The following is a 14,640-nucleotide window of genomic DNA, read 5'->3' as shown; positions in this document are numbered from 1 at the left end:
TGAACGGGCGGTACCGGGGGGATCGCGTGCGCGACACGGGCACCTCAGAGAATGTTCACAACGGTGATGTTGTGCTGGGCGACGACTGGGTCGCCCCCAAAAGCACTGTGTCGCAGGAACTGCGTGTAAAACGCGCTCGGCGCAGTGTCTTTTCGCTGCGTGGATCGCCGCTGACCCGCAAGATCATCACCTTCAACCTAATCGCGCTGATCATTCTGGTTGCCGGTATTCTGTATCTGAACGATGCCCGTGACGGGCTGGTTGTGCAGCGCGCCGGCGCCATGGTTGGCGAGACCCAACTTATCGCAGACGTGTTCGAAGCGCAGATCACCGATACATCGCCCGTCAATCTTGCCACCGGTGACGGGTTCGATGTCAGCGCGACGCTCGAGGGTCTCACGCTGCGGCGCGGGGCCGAAGTGTTTGTTTTCGACATGGCGCAGAACCTGGTTGGGCAGACCAAAGGCGTCAAGGTTCACCCCGAGCTTGAGGCACTGAACCGCAATGTGGTCGGAACAACGGTCATCACCGACACACTCAGCGCTCTTTGGAGCGGGGTGTCTTCCGTTTTTGCCGGGCGACCGCAGGTTGCTGCCCCGCCGCTGGAACAACAAATCGCCAAGCTGGTGCCAGATGCGCTGAAAGGTGAAAGCCGGATCGAGACCGTCCTGAATACCGCTGGCGGCACTGTGATCGCCGCGGCGACGCCGATCCTGCAAGGCGGCCGCCCGATTGGCGCCGTCGCTATGGCCAGCCCAGCGGGCGAGATCGACGCGCTTGCGCGCCGTGATCGCGAAAGGGTGTTGCAAATGTTCGTTGTCGCACTCCTGGTCTCGATCGGCCTCAGCTTGGTTTTGGCTTCGACCATCGCCAATCCGCTGGCGGATCTCGCCGAAGCTGCCGAACTGGGGCGGGATCGCAATTCGCGCCAGATGAACCCCGGCCGCATCCGCATCCCGGACCTGACGGCGCGCCCAGACGAGATTGGCCGCCTCAGTCGCGCTTTGCGCGGGATGGTATCGGCGCTCTACAACCGGATCGACGGCAACGAACAGTTCGCAGCCGATGTCGCCCATGAAATCAAGAATCCGCTCGCCAGCCTGCAATCCGCCGTCGGCACCCTGCGCATGGTCAAGCGCGAGGATCAGCGCGACAAGCTTTTGTCGGTAATCGAGCACGACGTACGCCGTCTGGACCGCCTGGTCAGCGACATTTCCAACGCCTCGCGGCTGGATGCCGAACTGGTCAAGGAAGAGGAGAAATCCTTCAACCTGATCGTGATGCTCGACAATCTCAACCAGTATCTGGGCGAGGATGCCCGCTCCAAGGGGATCGACTACATCACCGACATGCCGCCCGACCCGATCATGATCCAAGGACTCGAAGCGCGGTTGGCGCAGGTTTTTGTCAACCTGATCACAAACGCCATCTCCTTCTGTGAAGACGGCGATGCCATCCGGGTCTGGGCGCGTCGGCGCGCCAATCGGGTTCTGGTGGTGGTCGAGGACACCGGCCCCGGCATTCCGGACGAGGCACTGTCCAAGATTTTCAAACGCTTCTACTCGCAGCGCCCCGAAGAGCATTTTGGCAACAACTCGGGCCTCGGGCTGGCGATCTCTAAGCAGATCGTCGAGGCCCACGGCGGCGTAATCTGGGCCGAGAATATCCGCCCGACCGAGGCCGACGTGGCCTCGGATCCGCTGGGTGCCCGCTTTGTCGTGGGCTTGCCGGTCTGATCCATGACACCGCCGGCGCTGGCCCGCTTTGTCTCCGGCGAAACTGCCACCGTACACGCCTCCTGCGTCGCCCTGTCCGGGCGGGCGCTGCTGATCGTTGGGGCCTCGGGCAGCGGCAAGTCGGCCCTGGCGCTCGACCTTATGGCATTCGGCGCGGGGCTTGTGTCCGATGACAGAGTCGCACTGCGTCGAACCGCGTCTTGCGTCATCGCCGACACCGTTCCCGCGATCAGCGGTCTGGTCGAGGCGCGGGGCCTCGGCCTGTTGCATGCACCCGTCCATGGTCCGGCATCCGTGGCCTGGGTGCTGGATCTTGACCAAGAAGAGCCGCAGCGCTTGCCACCCTTTCGGGAAATTCGCCTACTGGGACATTCCGTTCCCTTGCTTTTACGCCCGCGCATACCCCATTTGGGACCATCGCTGGCGCAACTGCTGAAATCCGGGCGCGCCACCCCAGATGGAATGGATAGATGACTCAGGTATCGCAGATCGTATTGGTGACCGGCCCCTCGGGTGCCGGGCGCTCGACCGCGATCCATGTACTCGAGGATCTCGGCTTCGAAGCGATCGACAACTTACCCATGGGTCTTTTGATGCGGTTGTTGGACGGGCCCGTGCTCAATCGCCCGCTCGCCTTGGGCATTGACGTCCGAAATCGCGATTTTTCCAGCGACGGGTTTCTCGATCTACTCAAGACGCTTGGCGCCATTGACGGGCTGAGTGTCACCACGCTCTATCTCGATTGCAGCGCCGAAGTCCTGCTGCGTCGCTTCTCCGAAACGCGCCGCCGTCACCCGATGGCACAGGGCGCGAGTCCCGAAGCGGGAGTCGCTCGCGAACTGGATCTGTTGCAGCCGATCCGCGATATCGCGGATACGCTGATCGACACATCAATGATGAATGTCCACCAGCTGCGCGCCGAAGTCGAGCGCTGGTTTGCCCCCACCGAGGGGCGTCAAATGGCGGTTTCGGTCGAGAGTTTCTCATACAAACGCGGTCTGCCGCGTAGCCTGGACATGGTGTTCGATTGCCGTTTCCTCGCCAATCCGCACTGGGACCCCGCGTTGCGCGCCGCAGACGGCCGCGATCCGGATGTCGCGGCTTTTGTAGCGGCCGATGTGCGGTATGGCCCGTTCTTTGACAGGGTCCGGGACATGCTGATTTCCCTGCTGCCGGCTTTCCGCAGCGAGGGGAAGGCGCATCTGAGTGTCGGATTTGGCTGTACCGGCGGCCAGCACAGATCGGTCACGCTCGCCGAAGCGGTCGCAAAGGCCCTTGCAGAGGCAGGCCAGCAAGTGTCAATTAGGCACCGCGAGATGGAACGCCGCAGAATGGATGTGAGGCCGGATTGATCGGAATTGTGATCGTTGCACATGGTGGGCTGGCCAAGGAATATCTGGCCGCGATGCAGCATGTGGTCGGCCAGCAGCCCGGGTTGGCGGCCATAACCATCGAGGCCGATCATGATCGTGAGGCCAAGCAGCAGGAAATCATCGCCGCGGCCGACGCGGTCGATACCGGCGACGGTGTGGTTGTGGTAACCGATCTCTTTGGCGGCTCTCCGTCAAATCTAAGCCTGCGAGCCTGTGCTCCGGCGAACCGGCGCATTCTCTACGGTGCCAACCTGCCGATGCTGATCAAGCTGGCCAAGAGCCGCCATTTGCCGGTGGGCGACGCGGTGCGGGCCGCGATGGAGGCAGGCCGCAAGTATATCAACACTCAAAACGTTTCCCTCGATTGACCCTGGACGGATTTGCATGGCGCGACGCAGTTTAAAGATAATCAATGAAAAGGGCCTGCACGCCCGGGCCTCGGCCAAGCTGGTCGAGGTTGTCGAAGGGTTTGATGCCACAGCCGAGGTCTCGCGCGACGGGCTTTCGGCCTCAGGCGACAGCATCATGGGCCTTTTGATGTTGGCAGCATCCCGCGGAACCACTATTGACGTCGAGACGGACGGGCCCGATGCCGATGCCCTGGCGGACGCGCTGGAAGCTCTGGTCAACGACAGGTTCGGCGAAGGCCATTGACCCAATCCGCGCAAGCGGTGCGAAGAACGGAAAACACGTATTGGCGGAAACCGCGCATAACGACAAGTCGACCGGGGCGGTGGACCAACCGGCACCGCAGGGCGAGATCTATGATCGCCGGACGCTGACCTATGCCAATTCCTTCGATGATCCATGGACCAGCTTCGCCATTCGCGCCATCGAATGGTGTACAGGCAAGCTGACGATCCTGCGGATGGTCAGCCGCTTTGAAAAGCAGAACGAGAAGTATCGCGGACAAAAGTTCTGGGCTGGCGCGCTCAGGACCATGGGCATTGACCTTCTGACACCCGCCGAACAGATCGCCCGCATCCCGCGCGAAGGCCCGGTGGTGGTTGTCGCCAACCACCCCCATGGCATGGTCGACGGCATGATCCTGGCCGAGCTTGTCGGCCGCGTCCGGCAGGACTATCGCATTCTCACCCGCTCGGTGCTGACCGGGCTGGACGAGGCCGCGACCAGTTTCATGATCCCGGTGCCGTTCCCGCATGACCCCGAAGCGCAACGCAAGATGGTCGAGATGCGCGCCAAGGCGATGGACCATCTCAAGGCCGGTGGAGTGGTGGCGCTGTTCCCGTCCGGCGTGGTGATGTCCTCGGACAGCTGGTGGGGCAAACCCGTCGAACGTGAATGGAACGTGTTTACCGCCCAGATGATCCGCCGCTCCGGTGCCCGGGTGGTGCCGATCTACTTCTCCGGCCGCAATTCGCGCGCCTACCAGATCGCCTGCCAGGTCTCGCCGATCCTGCGCCAGGGTTTGCTGCTGCATGAAATCGTGCGCTCCTGCAAGAAACCGCAGGCGCCGGTGATTGGCCAGCCGATCTCTGAGGACGACATGGAGCTGCTCGGCCGTGATCCGCGCGGTTTCATGGCCTGGCTGCGCCAGCACACACTGTCGCTGGGCGGCAAAGGCTGACAGCGCCCCTTCATCTTTTCGTAGTTACTCCGGGAGAGTCGCCCGGGACGGGCGACGGGGGCAGAGCCCCCGTCCTTCAGCGCGTCGGAACCGGGATTTCGCCGCGATAGTCGTAGAACCCGCGCTGGGTCTTGCGGCCCAGCCAGCCCGCTTCGACATATTTGGTCAGCAAGGGGCAGGGGCGGTACTTGGTATCGGCCAGCCCGTCATGCAGCACGTTCATGATCGCCAGGCAGGTATCCAGCCCGATGAAATCGGCCAGTTCCAGCGGCCCCATCGGATGATTAGCGCCCAGCTTCATCGACTCGTCGATGGAGCGGACATTGCCGACCCCTTCGTACAGCGTATAGACCGCCTCGTTGATCATCGGCATCAGGATGCGGTTGACGATAAAGGCGGGGAAGTCCTCGGCGCTGGCAGCCGTCTTGCCCAGCTTGTCGACCACCGCCTTGCACGAGGCAAAGGTCTCCTCATCCGTGGCGATACCCCGGATCAGTTCCACCAGCTGCATTACCGGCACCGGGTTCATGAAGTGAAACCCCATGAACCGCTCGGGCCGGTCCGTGCGGCTGGCCAGGCGGGTGATCGAGATCGAAGAGGTGTTCGAGGTCAGGATCGTATGCGGCAGCAGATGCGGTTGCAGATCCTCAAAGATCGCCTGCTTGATGGTCTCCCGCTCTGTCGCGGCTTCGATCACCAGGTCGGTCTTGCCGATATCGGCCAGCGTCAGCGTGGTCGAGATTCGCGCCAGCGCGGCCTCCATCTCGTCTTCGCCGATCTTGCCACGGCTGGCCTGGCGCGCCATGTTGCCGCGAACAATGGTCAGAGCATTGTCCAGCGCCTGCTGACTGACATCGCTGAGCAGCACGTCATAGCCCGCAAGGGCCATAACATGAGCAATCCCGTTGCCCATCTGCCCTGCACCGATCACCCCGACCTTTTGAATGTCCATCGCTGTTCTGCCCCTGCTTACGTTGCGGCGACCATATCGGCAGGCCGGGGGCGGCGGCAAGGGGGAGTGACCCGATCAATTCGCTTCAAATCCGCGCATTAGGCGAATCGCAACGGTTGCGGCGGCAAGGTGACCATTGGGTGAAAATCAAAAATGGTGGGAGCCATGAGTTATCAATTGCCGGGCGCGGGGGCGCCTGATGCCGTAACCTGTCGGTATGGCGTGTCCAAGTTGCGGTTTCGCGGCCCGTGCCGCGATCTTGCGGCGCCTTACCTTGCCTGTATCGGGGGGAGCGAGACCTATGGCCGTTTCGTTTCAGCCCCCTATCCCACGTTGTTAGAGGCTCGGATGGGCGAGGCCTGTATCAACCTTGGCAGCGTCAACAGCGGGCTGGATGCCCTGTTGCACGATCCCGAACTGTCGCGCATCGCGATCGGGGCCGAGGCGTGCATCCTGCAACTGCCGGCCGCGCATAACCTGTCGAACCGGCTTTACCGCGTCCATCCGCGCCGCAACGACCGGTTTCTCCAGGCCTCACCGATGCTCGAGCAGTTGTACAGTGAGGTGGATTTCACCGATTTCCATTTCAACAAGCACATGTTGGGGCGGCTCCACGCGGTGTCCCCAGAGCGTTTTGAGACCGTACAGGCTGAACTCCAACAGGCCTGGTCGGCCCGGATGCGCAGCCTGATCGAGGCGTTCGGCGGTCGAGTTGTGTTGCTCTGGCTGCGCTACATGCACATGCGGCCCGACGATCCGGCCGAAGCGCTGGGAACCGAACCGCTGATGGTGACGCCCGAGATGGTCGCGGCCCTTGCGCCGACCTCGCTCAGCACGGTCGAGGTTCGGGTGCAGATGGCGGGCCAGTCGGACGAGTTGGACGACATGATCTTTGGCATGCTGCAAGAACCCGCCGCCGAACACATGATCGGCCCGGCGACGCATCGCCTCATCGCGGACAGGCTGTTTCGGGCTTTGCAGGATCTCGAAACCTGAATTGCGAAAGGCCCGCCATGTGGCGGGCCTTTGCAAGCTCTTGCCGAAAAATCTGGTCCCGGCCTCAGCCGAGCTTTTCGGTCAGTTCCGGTACCGCCTGGAACAGGTCGGCCACCAGGCCAAAGTCGGCGACCTGGAAGATCGGCGCTTCTTCGTCCTTGTTGATGGCGACGATGATCTTGGAGTCCTTCATGCCGGCCAGGTGCTGGATTGCACCCGAGATGCCAACCGCAACGTAAAGCTGCGGCGCCACGACCTTGCCGGTCTGGCCCACCTGCCAGTCGTTCGGAGCATAGCCCGAGTCGACGGCGGCGCGGCTCGCGCCAACAGCGGCGCCCAGCTTGTCGGCGAGACCTTCAATCAGCTTGAAGTCCGCTTCAGAACCCACGCCACGACCGCCCGACACGACGATCCCGGCCGAGGTTAGTTCGGGGCGATCAGAGGCCGCGACCTTGTCCTCGACCCACTCGCTCAGGCCCGGGTTGGCGCCGACCGAGATGGTCTCGACCGGGGCGGATCCGCCCTGACCTGCGGCGTCAAAGGTCGAGGTGCGGAAGGTGATGACCTTCTTGGCGTCCTTCGACTTGACGGTCTGCACCGCGTTGCCGGCATAGATCGGACGCTCGAAGGTCGAGCCATCCACGACACCCGACACGTCCGAGATCACCATTGCGTCAAGCAGCGCGGCCACGCGCGGCATCACGTTCTTGGCGTCGGTGGTGGCGGGGGCGACGATGTGCTCGTAGCCGTCGGCGAGGCTGACGATCAGCGCGGCGGTAGCTTCGGCCAGGCGATGACCCAGCGAGGCATCCTCGGCGACCAGCACCTTGGAAACACCGTCGATCTTGGCGGCGGCTTCACCGGCGGCAGCGGCGGATGCGCCAGCGGCCAGAACGGTCACATCGCCCAGCGCCTTGGCAGCGCTCACGGCTTTGGCGGTTGCGTCGACCGACAGTTCGCCACCGGTCACTTCGGCAAGGAGAAGAACAGCCATTACACAGCCCCCGCTTCTTTCAGTTTCGCAACCAGCTCGTCAACCGAGCCGACGATGATGCCTGCGGCGCGCGCCGGCGGTTCTGCCGTCTTGACGATTTCCAGACGCGGGCTGACATCGACGCCGTAATCGGCGGCGGTTTTCTCATCCAGCGGCTTTTTCTTCGCCTTCATGATGTTCGGCAGCGACGCATAACGCGGCTCGTTCAGGCGCAGGTCCACGGTGATGATGGCGGGCATCTTGACCTTGATGGTCTGCAAGCCGCCGTCCACCTCGCGGGTGACCAGCGCGTGATCGCCCTCGACACTCAGCTCGGACGCAAAGGTGCCCTGGGACCAGCCCAAGAGCGCCGACAGCATCTGGCCGGTGGCGTTCATGTCGTTGTCGATGGCCTGTTTGCCAGCCAGAACGATGCCGGGCTGCTCTTCCTCGACGATCTTGGCCAGGATCTTGGCCACTGCCAGAGGCTCGATATCGGTGTGGACGTCATCGGCGGCCACCACCAGAATGGCGCGGTCGGCGCCCATGGCCAGCGCGGTGCGCAGGGTTTCCTGCGCCTGCTTGACACCGATCGAGACCACGACGATCTCGTCGGCCTTGCCGGCTTCCTTCAGGCGAATGGCCTCTTCGACGGCAATCTCGTCGAACGGGTTCATCGACATCTTCACATTGGCGAGATCAACACCCGATCCGTCCGCTTTGACGCGAACCTTCACGTTGTAGTCGATCACGCGCTTGACGGGTACAAGGACCTTCATCTTTGCGTTTTCTCCTTCAAAAACGGCAAGCCGCCATGCGACTCCCAATGCTCTCGCCGCGTTTGATAGCGACTTGACGCGCGCCGGGACAGGGCAAAATCGTCACGTCATGTGCAATCGACGTCGCGTTTTCGCTAATTCATGTGCCGCATGGGAAATTTTGTTACCCCGCCGGACGGTCGATGGCGGGCGAAAACAAGGGAAGCGGTCATGGGGTTCGGGCGCTCGCCTATACGAAGGGCTGTTCCGCAGCCGTACCGATCCTGAGGGCAATCCGAGAGAACTCTGGCGACCGGTCTGAACTGGACGGAGCTAAAAAATTCAAATTTACTAGAGGAAATTCTTGCTCAAGAATTTCCTCTCTACCCCAAGGGGGCCAGAGTTTCAGAGCTTCAGCTCAGCGGTTTGCCCCGGGAACCCACAACATATCGTTCTTGCCGCCATTGTTGGCGGTGCGGGCGGCGACGAAGAACCAGTCGCTCAGGCGGTTCAGATAGGTGATCGCCTCAGGGTTCACCGTCTCGCTTCCGGACAGTTCCACCGCCAGCCGCTCGGCACGCCGGGCCACGGTGCGGCAGACATGGAGATGCGCGGCCAAAGCCGAGCCGCCGGGCAGAATGAAACTGCGCAGCGGGTCGAGACCGGCATTCATCCGGTCAATCTCCTCCTCAAGCCGGACCACCTGAGTGGCCGCCATGCGCAGCGGAGGGTATTCCGCCTGGGCGTCCTTTTCCATCTCTGGGCGACACAGATCCGCGCCCAGGTCAAAGAGGTCGTTCTGGATATGCGACAGCGCCCTGTCCATCTCGCCCTCAGCCACCAGCCGCGCCACCCCGACGAAGCAGTTCAGCTCGTCCACCGTGCCATAGGCGGTCACCCGATCCGAGTATTTGGCGACCCGATCGCCATTGCCCAGGGCGGTCTGCCCCTTGTCGCCGGTACGGGTGTAGATCTTGTTCAGGACCACCATGGATCAGTTCCCCGTGCCGTGCAGATAAACGTAGAGCACGATCAACACGACCGCGATGAACTGCATCAACAGACGCAGCTGCATCATCTTGTTGCCGTACTTGGCGTTGAACGCGCCGCCCTTGGCAAATCCGCCCAGCCCGATCATCAGAACGACAACGACCGAAGCCATTGCCATCAGCAGCACGATCATCAACAGGTCCATGTGGCGCCTCGCCTTTGCAATTTCGTCGTTGTGGGTGATCTAGCCGGGCACGGCGCAAAAGCGAACCGCTTTTTCGACTCAGACGCGCCCCAGTACCGCGTCGCTCAACCGGGTTGGCAGGATTCGGCGCAGGATTCCGGCGATATAGGTCGGCGTGGTGACATAATAACGCGGCGCCGGTCGCCGTGCCTCCAGTGCGTGGAGCAGCTTGGCGGTCACCGCCGAGGGCGGCAGTTCGAACCGGTCCGGCCCGCGATCTTCATAAAGCCGTTTCAGCAGTCCGCCTTCGTACTTGTCCCGTAGCGCCGAGTTCTGCCAGTCGATGAACCGCTCGAACTGCGGGATCGCCTTTTCCCGCAGTTTCGAGGTGATCGGTCCCGGCTCGATCAGCACCACATGAATGCCGGTGCCCTTCAACTCCAGCCGCAGCGTGTCGCTCAGCCCTTCCAGCGCGAATTTGGTCGCCGTGTAGGCGCCGCGCCAGGGATAGGCCACCAGTCCCAGAACCGACGAGCATTGTACGATCCGCCCGTGCCCCTGTGCCCGCATCACCGGGATCACCAGGCGCGTCAATTCATGCCAGCCAAAGAAGTTCGCCTCGAAGATATGCCGCAGTCCTTCGGTCGGCACGTCCTCGACCGCGCCGGGCATACCAAAGGCCCCGTTGTTGAACAGCGCGTCCAGCGTGCCGCCGGTGGCGGTCAGCACCTCGCTCAGCCCGGACATGATGGTTTCGGCATCGGCATAGTCGATCCGCGGGCTTTCGAACCCCTGCGCGCGCAGCCGGTCACAGTCGCGCTGTTGTCGGCAAGAGGCAAAGACCCGCCAGCCCTGCGCCCGCAAGCCATGCGCGGCCGCCAGACCGATGCCCGACGAACAGCCGGTAATGAGAATGGATTTCGACATGATGACTGACCGCACCGCCCCAAGTTTTGCCAAGTGCTAGGCGCTGGACCCGCTCACGGCAATGCTTCCGGTGTCTCAATTCGACTTTTTGCTGACAAGTGATGCGGCGATCCAACCGATCTGTTGTTCCGGCAACACGCGCAGCCGCAACCAGCCGGTGCCGGTGTCGTCCAGCACTTCGACCTTGTGGCCGATGGTCAGGCGCGCAATCACAGGATAGATCGTGCCGGGACCGTCCCGCATGTTCACGCGTGCTGCCGTCACCTCGCGAAGGTCAGGGGCAGGGGGCGTGAAGGCTTCGGGTGCAGCTTCGTCCTGTTCAGGGCCGGGCTCGGTCGGTTCCACGCGGAACGACAAGGCGCCCTGTTCAAGCGAGGCCAGCGTGATCGTCTTGCCCGGATCGACTTCGAACAGGGACAGCCCCTTGCCCAGGCTGGCGCGGGACCGAGCAAGCACTGCCAGCCGCTCTTCCGAGGTCAGACTGCTTAGCGCGGCTGTTTCTTCCTGTACCGCCGGTTCCGGCTTGTGCGGGGGCAATTTGACCTTGGCCACCAATGTTGCCGGTTCCGTCTTGACCAGAGGAGCGGCGGGTTTCTCAGGGGCGGCGGCAACCTGTTCTGCCTTGGGCGCGCGCACGCCGCGCGGTTCAAAATCCTTACCCCCGCTGAGCTCCCAGAAAGCCCAGCCAAGAAACAGGAATGAAATCATGACAAAGCGCATGACACACGCCTCCTGGAATTGAAGCGAAAAAAATTCGATTACAAAACAGGCCGCAGACTGACCTGTTCAATCCTAGCATAGCCACGGGGATGAGTCTAAAAAGGGACAAATCTTTTGAGTTTTCCCCGCAACTGTCCAGAAACCCGGACTTGTCCCCAGCAAATTCCGCGCCTGTTGCTTTACCAGAAACGACAGAGCGCGTATCACATCATCTATGAGCGAAACGATCGACGACCCCAACATGAAGGATAGCGGCGGGCAAGAAGTGGCCGAACCGCTGCGCCGCGCCATTGGTGAGCGGTACCTGACCTATGCGCTGAGCACGATCATGCACCGGGCGCTGCCCGATGCGCGCGACGGGCTAAAGCCGGTGCATCGCCGGATTCTCTATGCCATGCGCGAATTGCGACTCAGTTCCGGGGGCGGGTTCCGCAAGTCGGCCAAGATCTCGGGCGACGTGATGGGTAACTATCACCCTCATGGTGACGCCGCGATCTATGATGCGATGGCGCGTCTGGCACAGGATTTCAACGTCCGTTACCCGCTGGTCGACGGGCAGGGGAATTTCGGCAATATCGACGGCGACAACCCGGCTGCCAGCCGATACACCGAAGCGCGGATGACCATCGTCGCTGAGGCGCTGCTCGATGGTCTGAACGAGGATGCGGTCGATTTCCGCGACAACTACGATGGCACGCTCACCGAACCGGTGGTGTTGCCGGCGCAGTTTCCGAACCTCTTGGCCAATGGCAGCAGCGGCATCGCGGTGGGCATGGCCACCAATATCCCGCCCCATAACATTGCCGAACTGTGCGACGCCTGCCTGCATCTGATCAAGACGCCCGATGCGCGCGACGACACGCTGTTGAACTACGTGCCCGGTCCCGATTTCCCCACCGGCGGCATCATCGTCGAACCGGCCGAGAGTATCGCCCAGGCCTATCGCACCGGGCGGGGCAGCTTCCGGCTGCGCTGCAAATACGAGGTCGAGGATCTGGGCCGTGGCCAATGGCAGATCGTGGTCACCGAGATCCCCTATCAGGTCCAGAAATCGAAGCTGATCGAAAAGCTGGCCGAGGTCATCCAGACCAAAAAGGTGCCGATCCTCGCTGATGTGCGCGACGAGAGCGCCGACGATATCCGGGTGGTGCTGGAGCCGCGCACCAAGAACGTGGATCCCGAGGTGCTGATGGGCATGCTCTATCGCAACTCGGACCTCGAGGTGCGGTTCAGCCTGAACATGAACGTGCTGATCGACGGGGTCACGCCCAAGGTCTGTTCGATGAAGGAGGTGCTGCGCGCCTTCCTCGACCACCGGCAAGAGGTGCTCTTGCGCCGCTCGCGCTACCGGCTGGGCAAGATCGACCACCGGCTCGAAGTGCTCGAAGGCTTCATCATCGCCTTCCTCAATCTCGACCGGGTGATCGACATCATCCGTTACGACGAGGATCCGAAGGCCGCTCTAATGCGCGAGGAATGGGGCGTCGACCACCCCCGCGCGCTGAACGAGGCGGATTATGTCTCGCCCGCGCCGGGCGAGGGCGAGTTGAGCGAGGTTCAGGCCGAAGCCATCCTCAACATGCGCCTGCGCAGCTTGCGCCGATTGGAAGAGATGGAATTGATCCGCGAGCGCGACGCCCTGATGGCCGAGCGCGCTGAGATCGAAGACTTGCTGGCCGATCCCGACCTGCAATGGGCGCGCATCTCCGAGCAGTTGAAAGAGACAAAGAAGACCTTTGGCAAGGACTACCCCGGCGGTGCCCGCCGTACCCGCTTTGCCGAGGCGGGCGAGGTCGAAGAAGTGCCGCTGGAGGCGATGATCGAGCGCGAGCCGATCACCGTGGTCTGCTCGCAGATGGGCTGGATCCGCGCCATGACCGGCCATATCGACCTGACCCGCGAGTTGAAGTTCAAGGACGGCGACGGCCCGCGCTTCATCTTCCACGCGGAAACCACAGACAAGCTGCTGATCTTTGCGTCGAACGGGCGATTCTATACGGTCGGCGCGTCGAACCTGCCCGGTGGCCGCGGCATGGGCGAACCCCTGCGTCTGATGGTCGATCTGCCCAACGAGGCCGAGATCGTCGATATCCTGATCCATCGTCCCGGCCGCAAGCTGATCGTCGCCTCGAACGCGGGCAACGGCTTCCTCGTGCCCGAAGAGGACGTGCTGGCTCAGACCCGAACCGGTAAGCAGGTGCTTAATGTCGGCGCCGACGAGCGCGCGCTGATCTGCCACCCGGTTCAGGGCGACCATGTGGCGGTGGTGTCGCAGAACGGCAAGTTCCTGGTGTTCCCCATCGCCGAACTGCCCGAAATGGGTCGTGGCAAGGGCGTTCGCTTGCAAAAGTACAACATGGCGCGCGGCCGCCAGGGCACACTCGAACTTGACGGTGGCCTGTCGGACGTGACCACGTTCAACTGGGACGAGGGGCTGAAATGGTCGATGGGCGGCGACAAGACCCGTCACGAGACCGATCTGGGCCAATGGCTGTCAAAACGCGCCGGTGTCGGCAAGAAACCGCCATACGGCTTCCCTCGCACCTACAGATTCACGTGATCAAAAGGGCGCGATTGGTGAAATCCGGGCGATGCCGCTTGGCATGAGGGGCATCGCTGCGTTACATCCCCCCAAACCCAAGGCCTGTCGAGACATGCTCATGATCCGTATTCTTGCCCTGTTGACCGGGATGGCCCTGCTGGCCGCCTGTACCGCCGCAACTCCCGAGGAGCCGCTTGAGGATCTCGGTGAATTCAAGCTGGGCCACTATGTGGTCTTTGCCGGCAAGGCGCAAAAGGGCCCGATCTCGCGCGATGCCACCGCCGAGGAATGGGAGGCCGCTCTGAAAACCGCCGTGGGCGAACGGTTCCCGCAATACCAGGGCTCGCAATTCTATCATCTCGGCATCAGCGTCGAGGGCTACATGCTGGCCCCCCCGGGCGTGCCGGTGGTCTACAGCCCGAAATCGGCGCTGATCATCAATGTTACCGTCTGGGACGACGCCACCCAAAGCAAGCTGAACCCCGAGGTCGAACAGTTCACCGTGTTCGAGGCCACCACGGGCGAATCCTGGCTGATCGGATCGGGCAATGCCCGCACCCGCGAGGAACAGCTGCTGGGCCTGTCACGCAACGCGGTCGGAGAGATCGAGGACTGGCTGGTCGAGATGCAAAAGGAAAAGGGCTGGTTCAACAAGCGGCCAGAGGCCGCGCCCGCCTCGGATGCGGCCACCGGGCTGCTGAAACCGCTGGAAGGCTGATAATCGGTCACGATTGGCTTGATTTTCTCCTTTGAACCAAATATCCCGCGCGCGCAGATGCAACCCGGGACCAAGGGTCCCCCAAACCGCAAAAGGGCGCCTGAGGAATGGCAAAGGAAAAGTTCGCGCGTACGAAACCGCACGTCAACATCGGCACGATTGGGCACGTTGACCACGGCAAGA

Annotated in this window: 16 protein-coding genes; 9 read left to right on the top strand and 7 right to left on the bottom strand. The window is 62.4% G+C overall.

Annotated features, from left to right (window positions below):
• The first annotated feature begins 26 nt into the window (after positions 1-26).
• From G0P99_RS14985 to G0P99_RS14960, 6 genes are read left to right on the top strand one after another with little or no spacing between them, the layout of a single operon-like run.
• Positions 27-1,736, top strand: coding sequence for a sensor histidine kinase (locus G0P99_RS14985; RefSeq protein WP_164131221.1), 1,710 nt, complete (start codon positions 27-29; stop codon positions 1,734-1,736).
• Between the two features lie 3 nt (positions 1,737-1,739).
• A complete protein-coding gene (locus tag G0P99_RS14980; protein ID WP_164131219.1) occupies positions 1,740-2,210 on the top strand; it encodes an HPr kinase/phosphorylase in 471 nt (156 codons plus the stop codon).
• On the top strand, positions 2,207-3,088 hold the full coding sequence (gene rapZ, locus G0P99_RS14975) for an RNase adapter RapZ (protein ID WP_164131217.1): 882 nt from the start codon (positions 2,207-2,209) through the stop codon (positions 3,086-3,088). The genes G0P99_RS14980 and rapZ overlap by 4 nt, the downstream gene beginning before the upstream one ends.
• Positions 3,085-3,477: a PTS sugar transporter subunit IIA gene (locus G0P99_RS14970; RefSeq protein ID WP_164131215.1), complete on the top strand. Its 393-nt coding sequence runs from the start codon at positions 3,085-3,087 to the stop codon at positions 3,475-3,477. The genes rapZ and G0P99_RS14970 overlap by 4 nt, the downstream gene beginning before the upstream one ends.
• A gap of 16 nt (positions 3,478-3,493) precedes the next feature.
• A complete protein-coding gene (locus G0P99_RS14965) occupies positions 3,494-3,763 on the top strand; it encodes an HPr family phosphocarrier protein (RefSeq protein WP_164131213.1) in 270 nt (89 codons plus the stop codon).
• A 40-nt stretch (positions 3,764-3,803) separates the two neighbouring features.
• Entirely contained in the window at positions 3,804-4,697 is an 894-nt protein-coding gene (locus G0P99_RS14960) for a lysophospholipid acyltransferase family protein (protein WP_164131212.1), read from the top strand.
• A 76-nt stretch (positions 4,698-4,773) separates the two neighbouring features.
• Here the strand turns inward: G0P99_RS14960 and G0P99_RS14955 are convergent, their stop codons facing one another.
• Positions 4,774-5,649: a 3-hydroxybutyryl-CoA dehydrogenase gene (locus tag G0P99_RS14955; protein WP_164131210.1), complete on the bottom strand. Its 876-nt coding sequence runs from the start codon at positions 5,647-5,649 to the stop codon at positions 4,774-4,776.
• 165 nt (positions 5,650-5,814) lie between these two features.
• On the opposite strand from G0P99_RS14955, the gene G0P99_RS14950 reads away from it, so the two are divergent.
• A complete protein-coding gene (locus G0P99_RS14950) occupies positions 5,815-6,645 on the top strand; it encodes a DUF6473 family protein (protein WP_164131208.1) in 831 nt (276 codons plus the stop codon).
• 64 nt (positions 6,646-6,709) lie between these two features.
• Here the strand turns inward: G0P99_RS14950 and G0P99_RS14945 are convergent, their stop codons facing one another.
• From G0P99_RS14945 to G0P99_RS14920, 6 genes are all read right to left on the bottom strand, one after another.
• Positions 6,710-7,639: an electron transfer flavoprotein subunit alpha/FixB family protein gene (locus G0P99_RS14945; protein WP_164131207.1), complete on the bottom strand. Its 930-nt coding sequence runs from the start codon at positions 7,637-7,639 to the stop codon at positions 6,710-6,712.
• Positions 7,639-8,397 carry an electron transfer flavoprotein subunit beta/FixA family protein gene (locus G0P99_RS14940; RefSeq protein WP_164131204.1) on the bottom strand — a complete coding sequence of 253 codons (759 nt, stop codon included), beginning with the start codon at positions 8,395-8,397 and terminating at the stop codon, positions 7,639-7,641. The genes G0P99_RS14945 and G0P99_RS14940 overlap by 1 nt, the downstream gene beginning before the upstream one ends.
• A 397-nt stretch (positions 8,398-8,794) precedes the next feature.
• Complete coding sequence (locus G0P99_RS14935; protein WP_164131202.1) at positions 8,795-9,367, bottom strand: cob(I)yrinic acid a,c-diamide adenosyltransferase; 573 nt, start codon at positions 9,365-9,367, stop codon at positions 8,795-8,797.
• A 3-nt stretch (positions 9,368-9,370) separates the two neighbouring features.
• Positions 9,371-9,571, bottom strand: a complete 201-nt coding sequence (locus tag G0P99_RS14930; protein WP_164131200.1) for a twin transmembrane helix small protein — start codon at positions 9,569-9,571, stop codon at positions 9,371-9,373.
• 78 nt (positions 9,572-9,649) lie between these two features.
• Positions 9,650-10,477, bottom strand: coding sequence for an SDR family NAD(P)-dependent oxidoreductase (locus G0P99_RS14925; protein WP_164131198.1), 828 nt, complete (start codon positions 10,475-10,477; stop codon positions 9,650-9,652).
• A 75-nt stretch (positions 10,478-10,552) separates the two neighbouring features.
• Entirely contained in the window at positions 10,553-11,197 is a 645-nt protein-coding gene (locus tag G0P99_RS14920) for an SH3 domain-containing protein (protein ID WP_239059829.1), read from the bottom strand.
• A 214-nt stretch (positions 11,198-11,411) separates the two neighbouring features.
• On the opposite strand from G0P99_RS14920, the gene G0P99_RS14915 reads away from it, so the two are divergent.
• Entirely contained in the window at positions 11,412-13,757 is a 2,346-nt protein-coding gene (locus G0P99_RS14915) for a DNA topoisomerase IV subunit A (RefSeq protein WP_164131196.1), read from the top strand.
• Between the two features lie 100 nt (positions 13,758-13,857).
• Positions 13,858-14,457 (top strand): hypothetical protein, encoded by a 600-nt coding sequence (locus G0P99_RS14910; RefSeq protein ID WP_164131194.1) that lies wholly within the window; start codon positions 13,858-13,860, stop codon positions 14,455-14,457.
• The last annotated feature ends 183 nt before the right edge of the window (positions 14,458-14,640 follow it).

Origin of the sequence: Ruegeria sp. PrR005, assembly GCF_010500245.1 — a bacterium.
Taxonomy (GTDB): Bacteria; Pseudomonadota; Alphaproteobacteria; order Rhodobacterales; family Rhodobacteraceae; genus Ruegeria_B; species Ruegeria_B marisflavi.
Note: the sequence above shows the minus strand (reverse complement) of the source record. Positions and strands in the feature narration are given on the sequence as shown.

Coding starts and splice junctions, on each gene's coding strand:
- G0P99_RS14980 (WP_164131219.1), top strand. CDS start 1,740: ATGACACCGCCGGCGCTGGCCCGCTTTGTCTCCGGCGAAACTGCCACC.
- rapZ (WP_164131217.1), top strand. CDS start 2,207: ATGACTCAGGTATCGCAGATCGTATTGGTGACCGGCCCCTCGGGTGCC.
- G0P99_RS14965 (WP_164131213.1), top strand. CDS start 3,494: ATGGCGCGACGCAGTTTAAAGATAATCAATGAAAAGGGCCTGCACGCC.
- G0P99_RS14955 (WP_164131210.1), bottom strand. CDS start 5,649: ATGGACATTCAAAAGGTCGGGGTGATCGGTGCAGGGCAGATGGGCAAC.
- G0P99_RS14950 (WP_164131208.1), top strand. CDS start 5,815: ATGAGTTATCAATTGCCGGGCGCGGGGGCGCCTGATGCCGTAACCTGT.
- G0P99_RS14945 (WP_164131207.1), bottom strand. CDS start 7,639: ATGGCTGTTCTTCTCCTTGCCGAAGTGACCGGTGGCGAACTGTCGGTC.
- G0P99_RS14940 (WP_164131204.1), bottom strand. CDS start 8,397: ATGAAGGTCCTTGTACCCGTCAAGCGCGTGATCGACTACAACGTGAAG.
- G0P99_RS14935 (WP_164131202.1), bottom strand. CDS start 9,367: ATGGTGGTCCTGAACAAGATCTACACCCGTACCGGCGACAAGGGGCAG.
- G0P99_RS14930 (WP_164131200.1), bottom strand. CDS start 9,571: ATGGACCTGTTGATGATCGTGCTGCTGATGGCAATGGCTTCGGTCGTT.
- G0P99_RS14925 (WP_164131198.1), bottom strand. CDS start 10,477: ATGTCGAAATCCATTCTCATTACCGGCTGTTCGTCGGGCATCGGTCTG.
- G0P99_RS14920 (WP_239059829.1), bottom strand. CDS start 11,197: ATGCGCTTTGTCATGATTTCATTCCTGTTTCTTGGCTGGGCTTTCTGG.
- G0P99_RS14915 (WP_164131196.1), top strand. CDS start 11,412: ATGAGCGAAACGATCGACGACCCCAACATGAAGGATAGCGGCGGGCAA.
- G0P99_RS14910 (WP_164131194.1), top strand. CDS start 13,858: ATGATCCGTATTCTTGCCCTGTTGACCGGGATGGCCCTGCTGGCCGCC.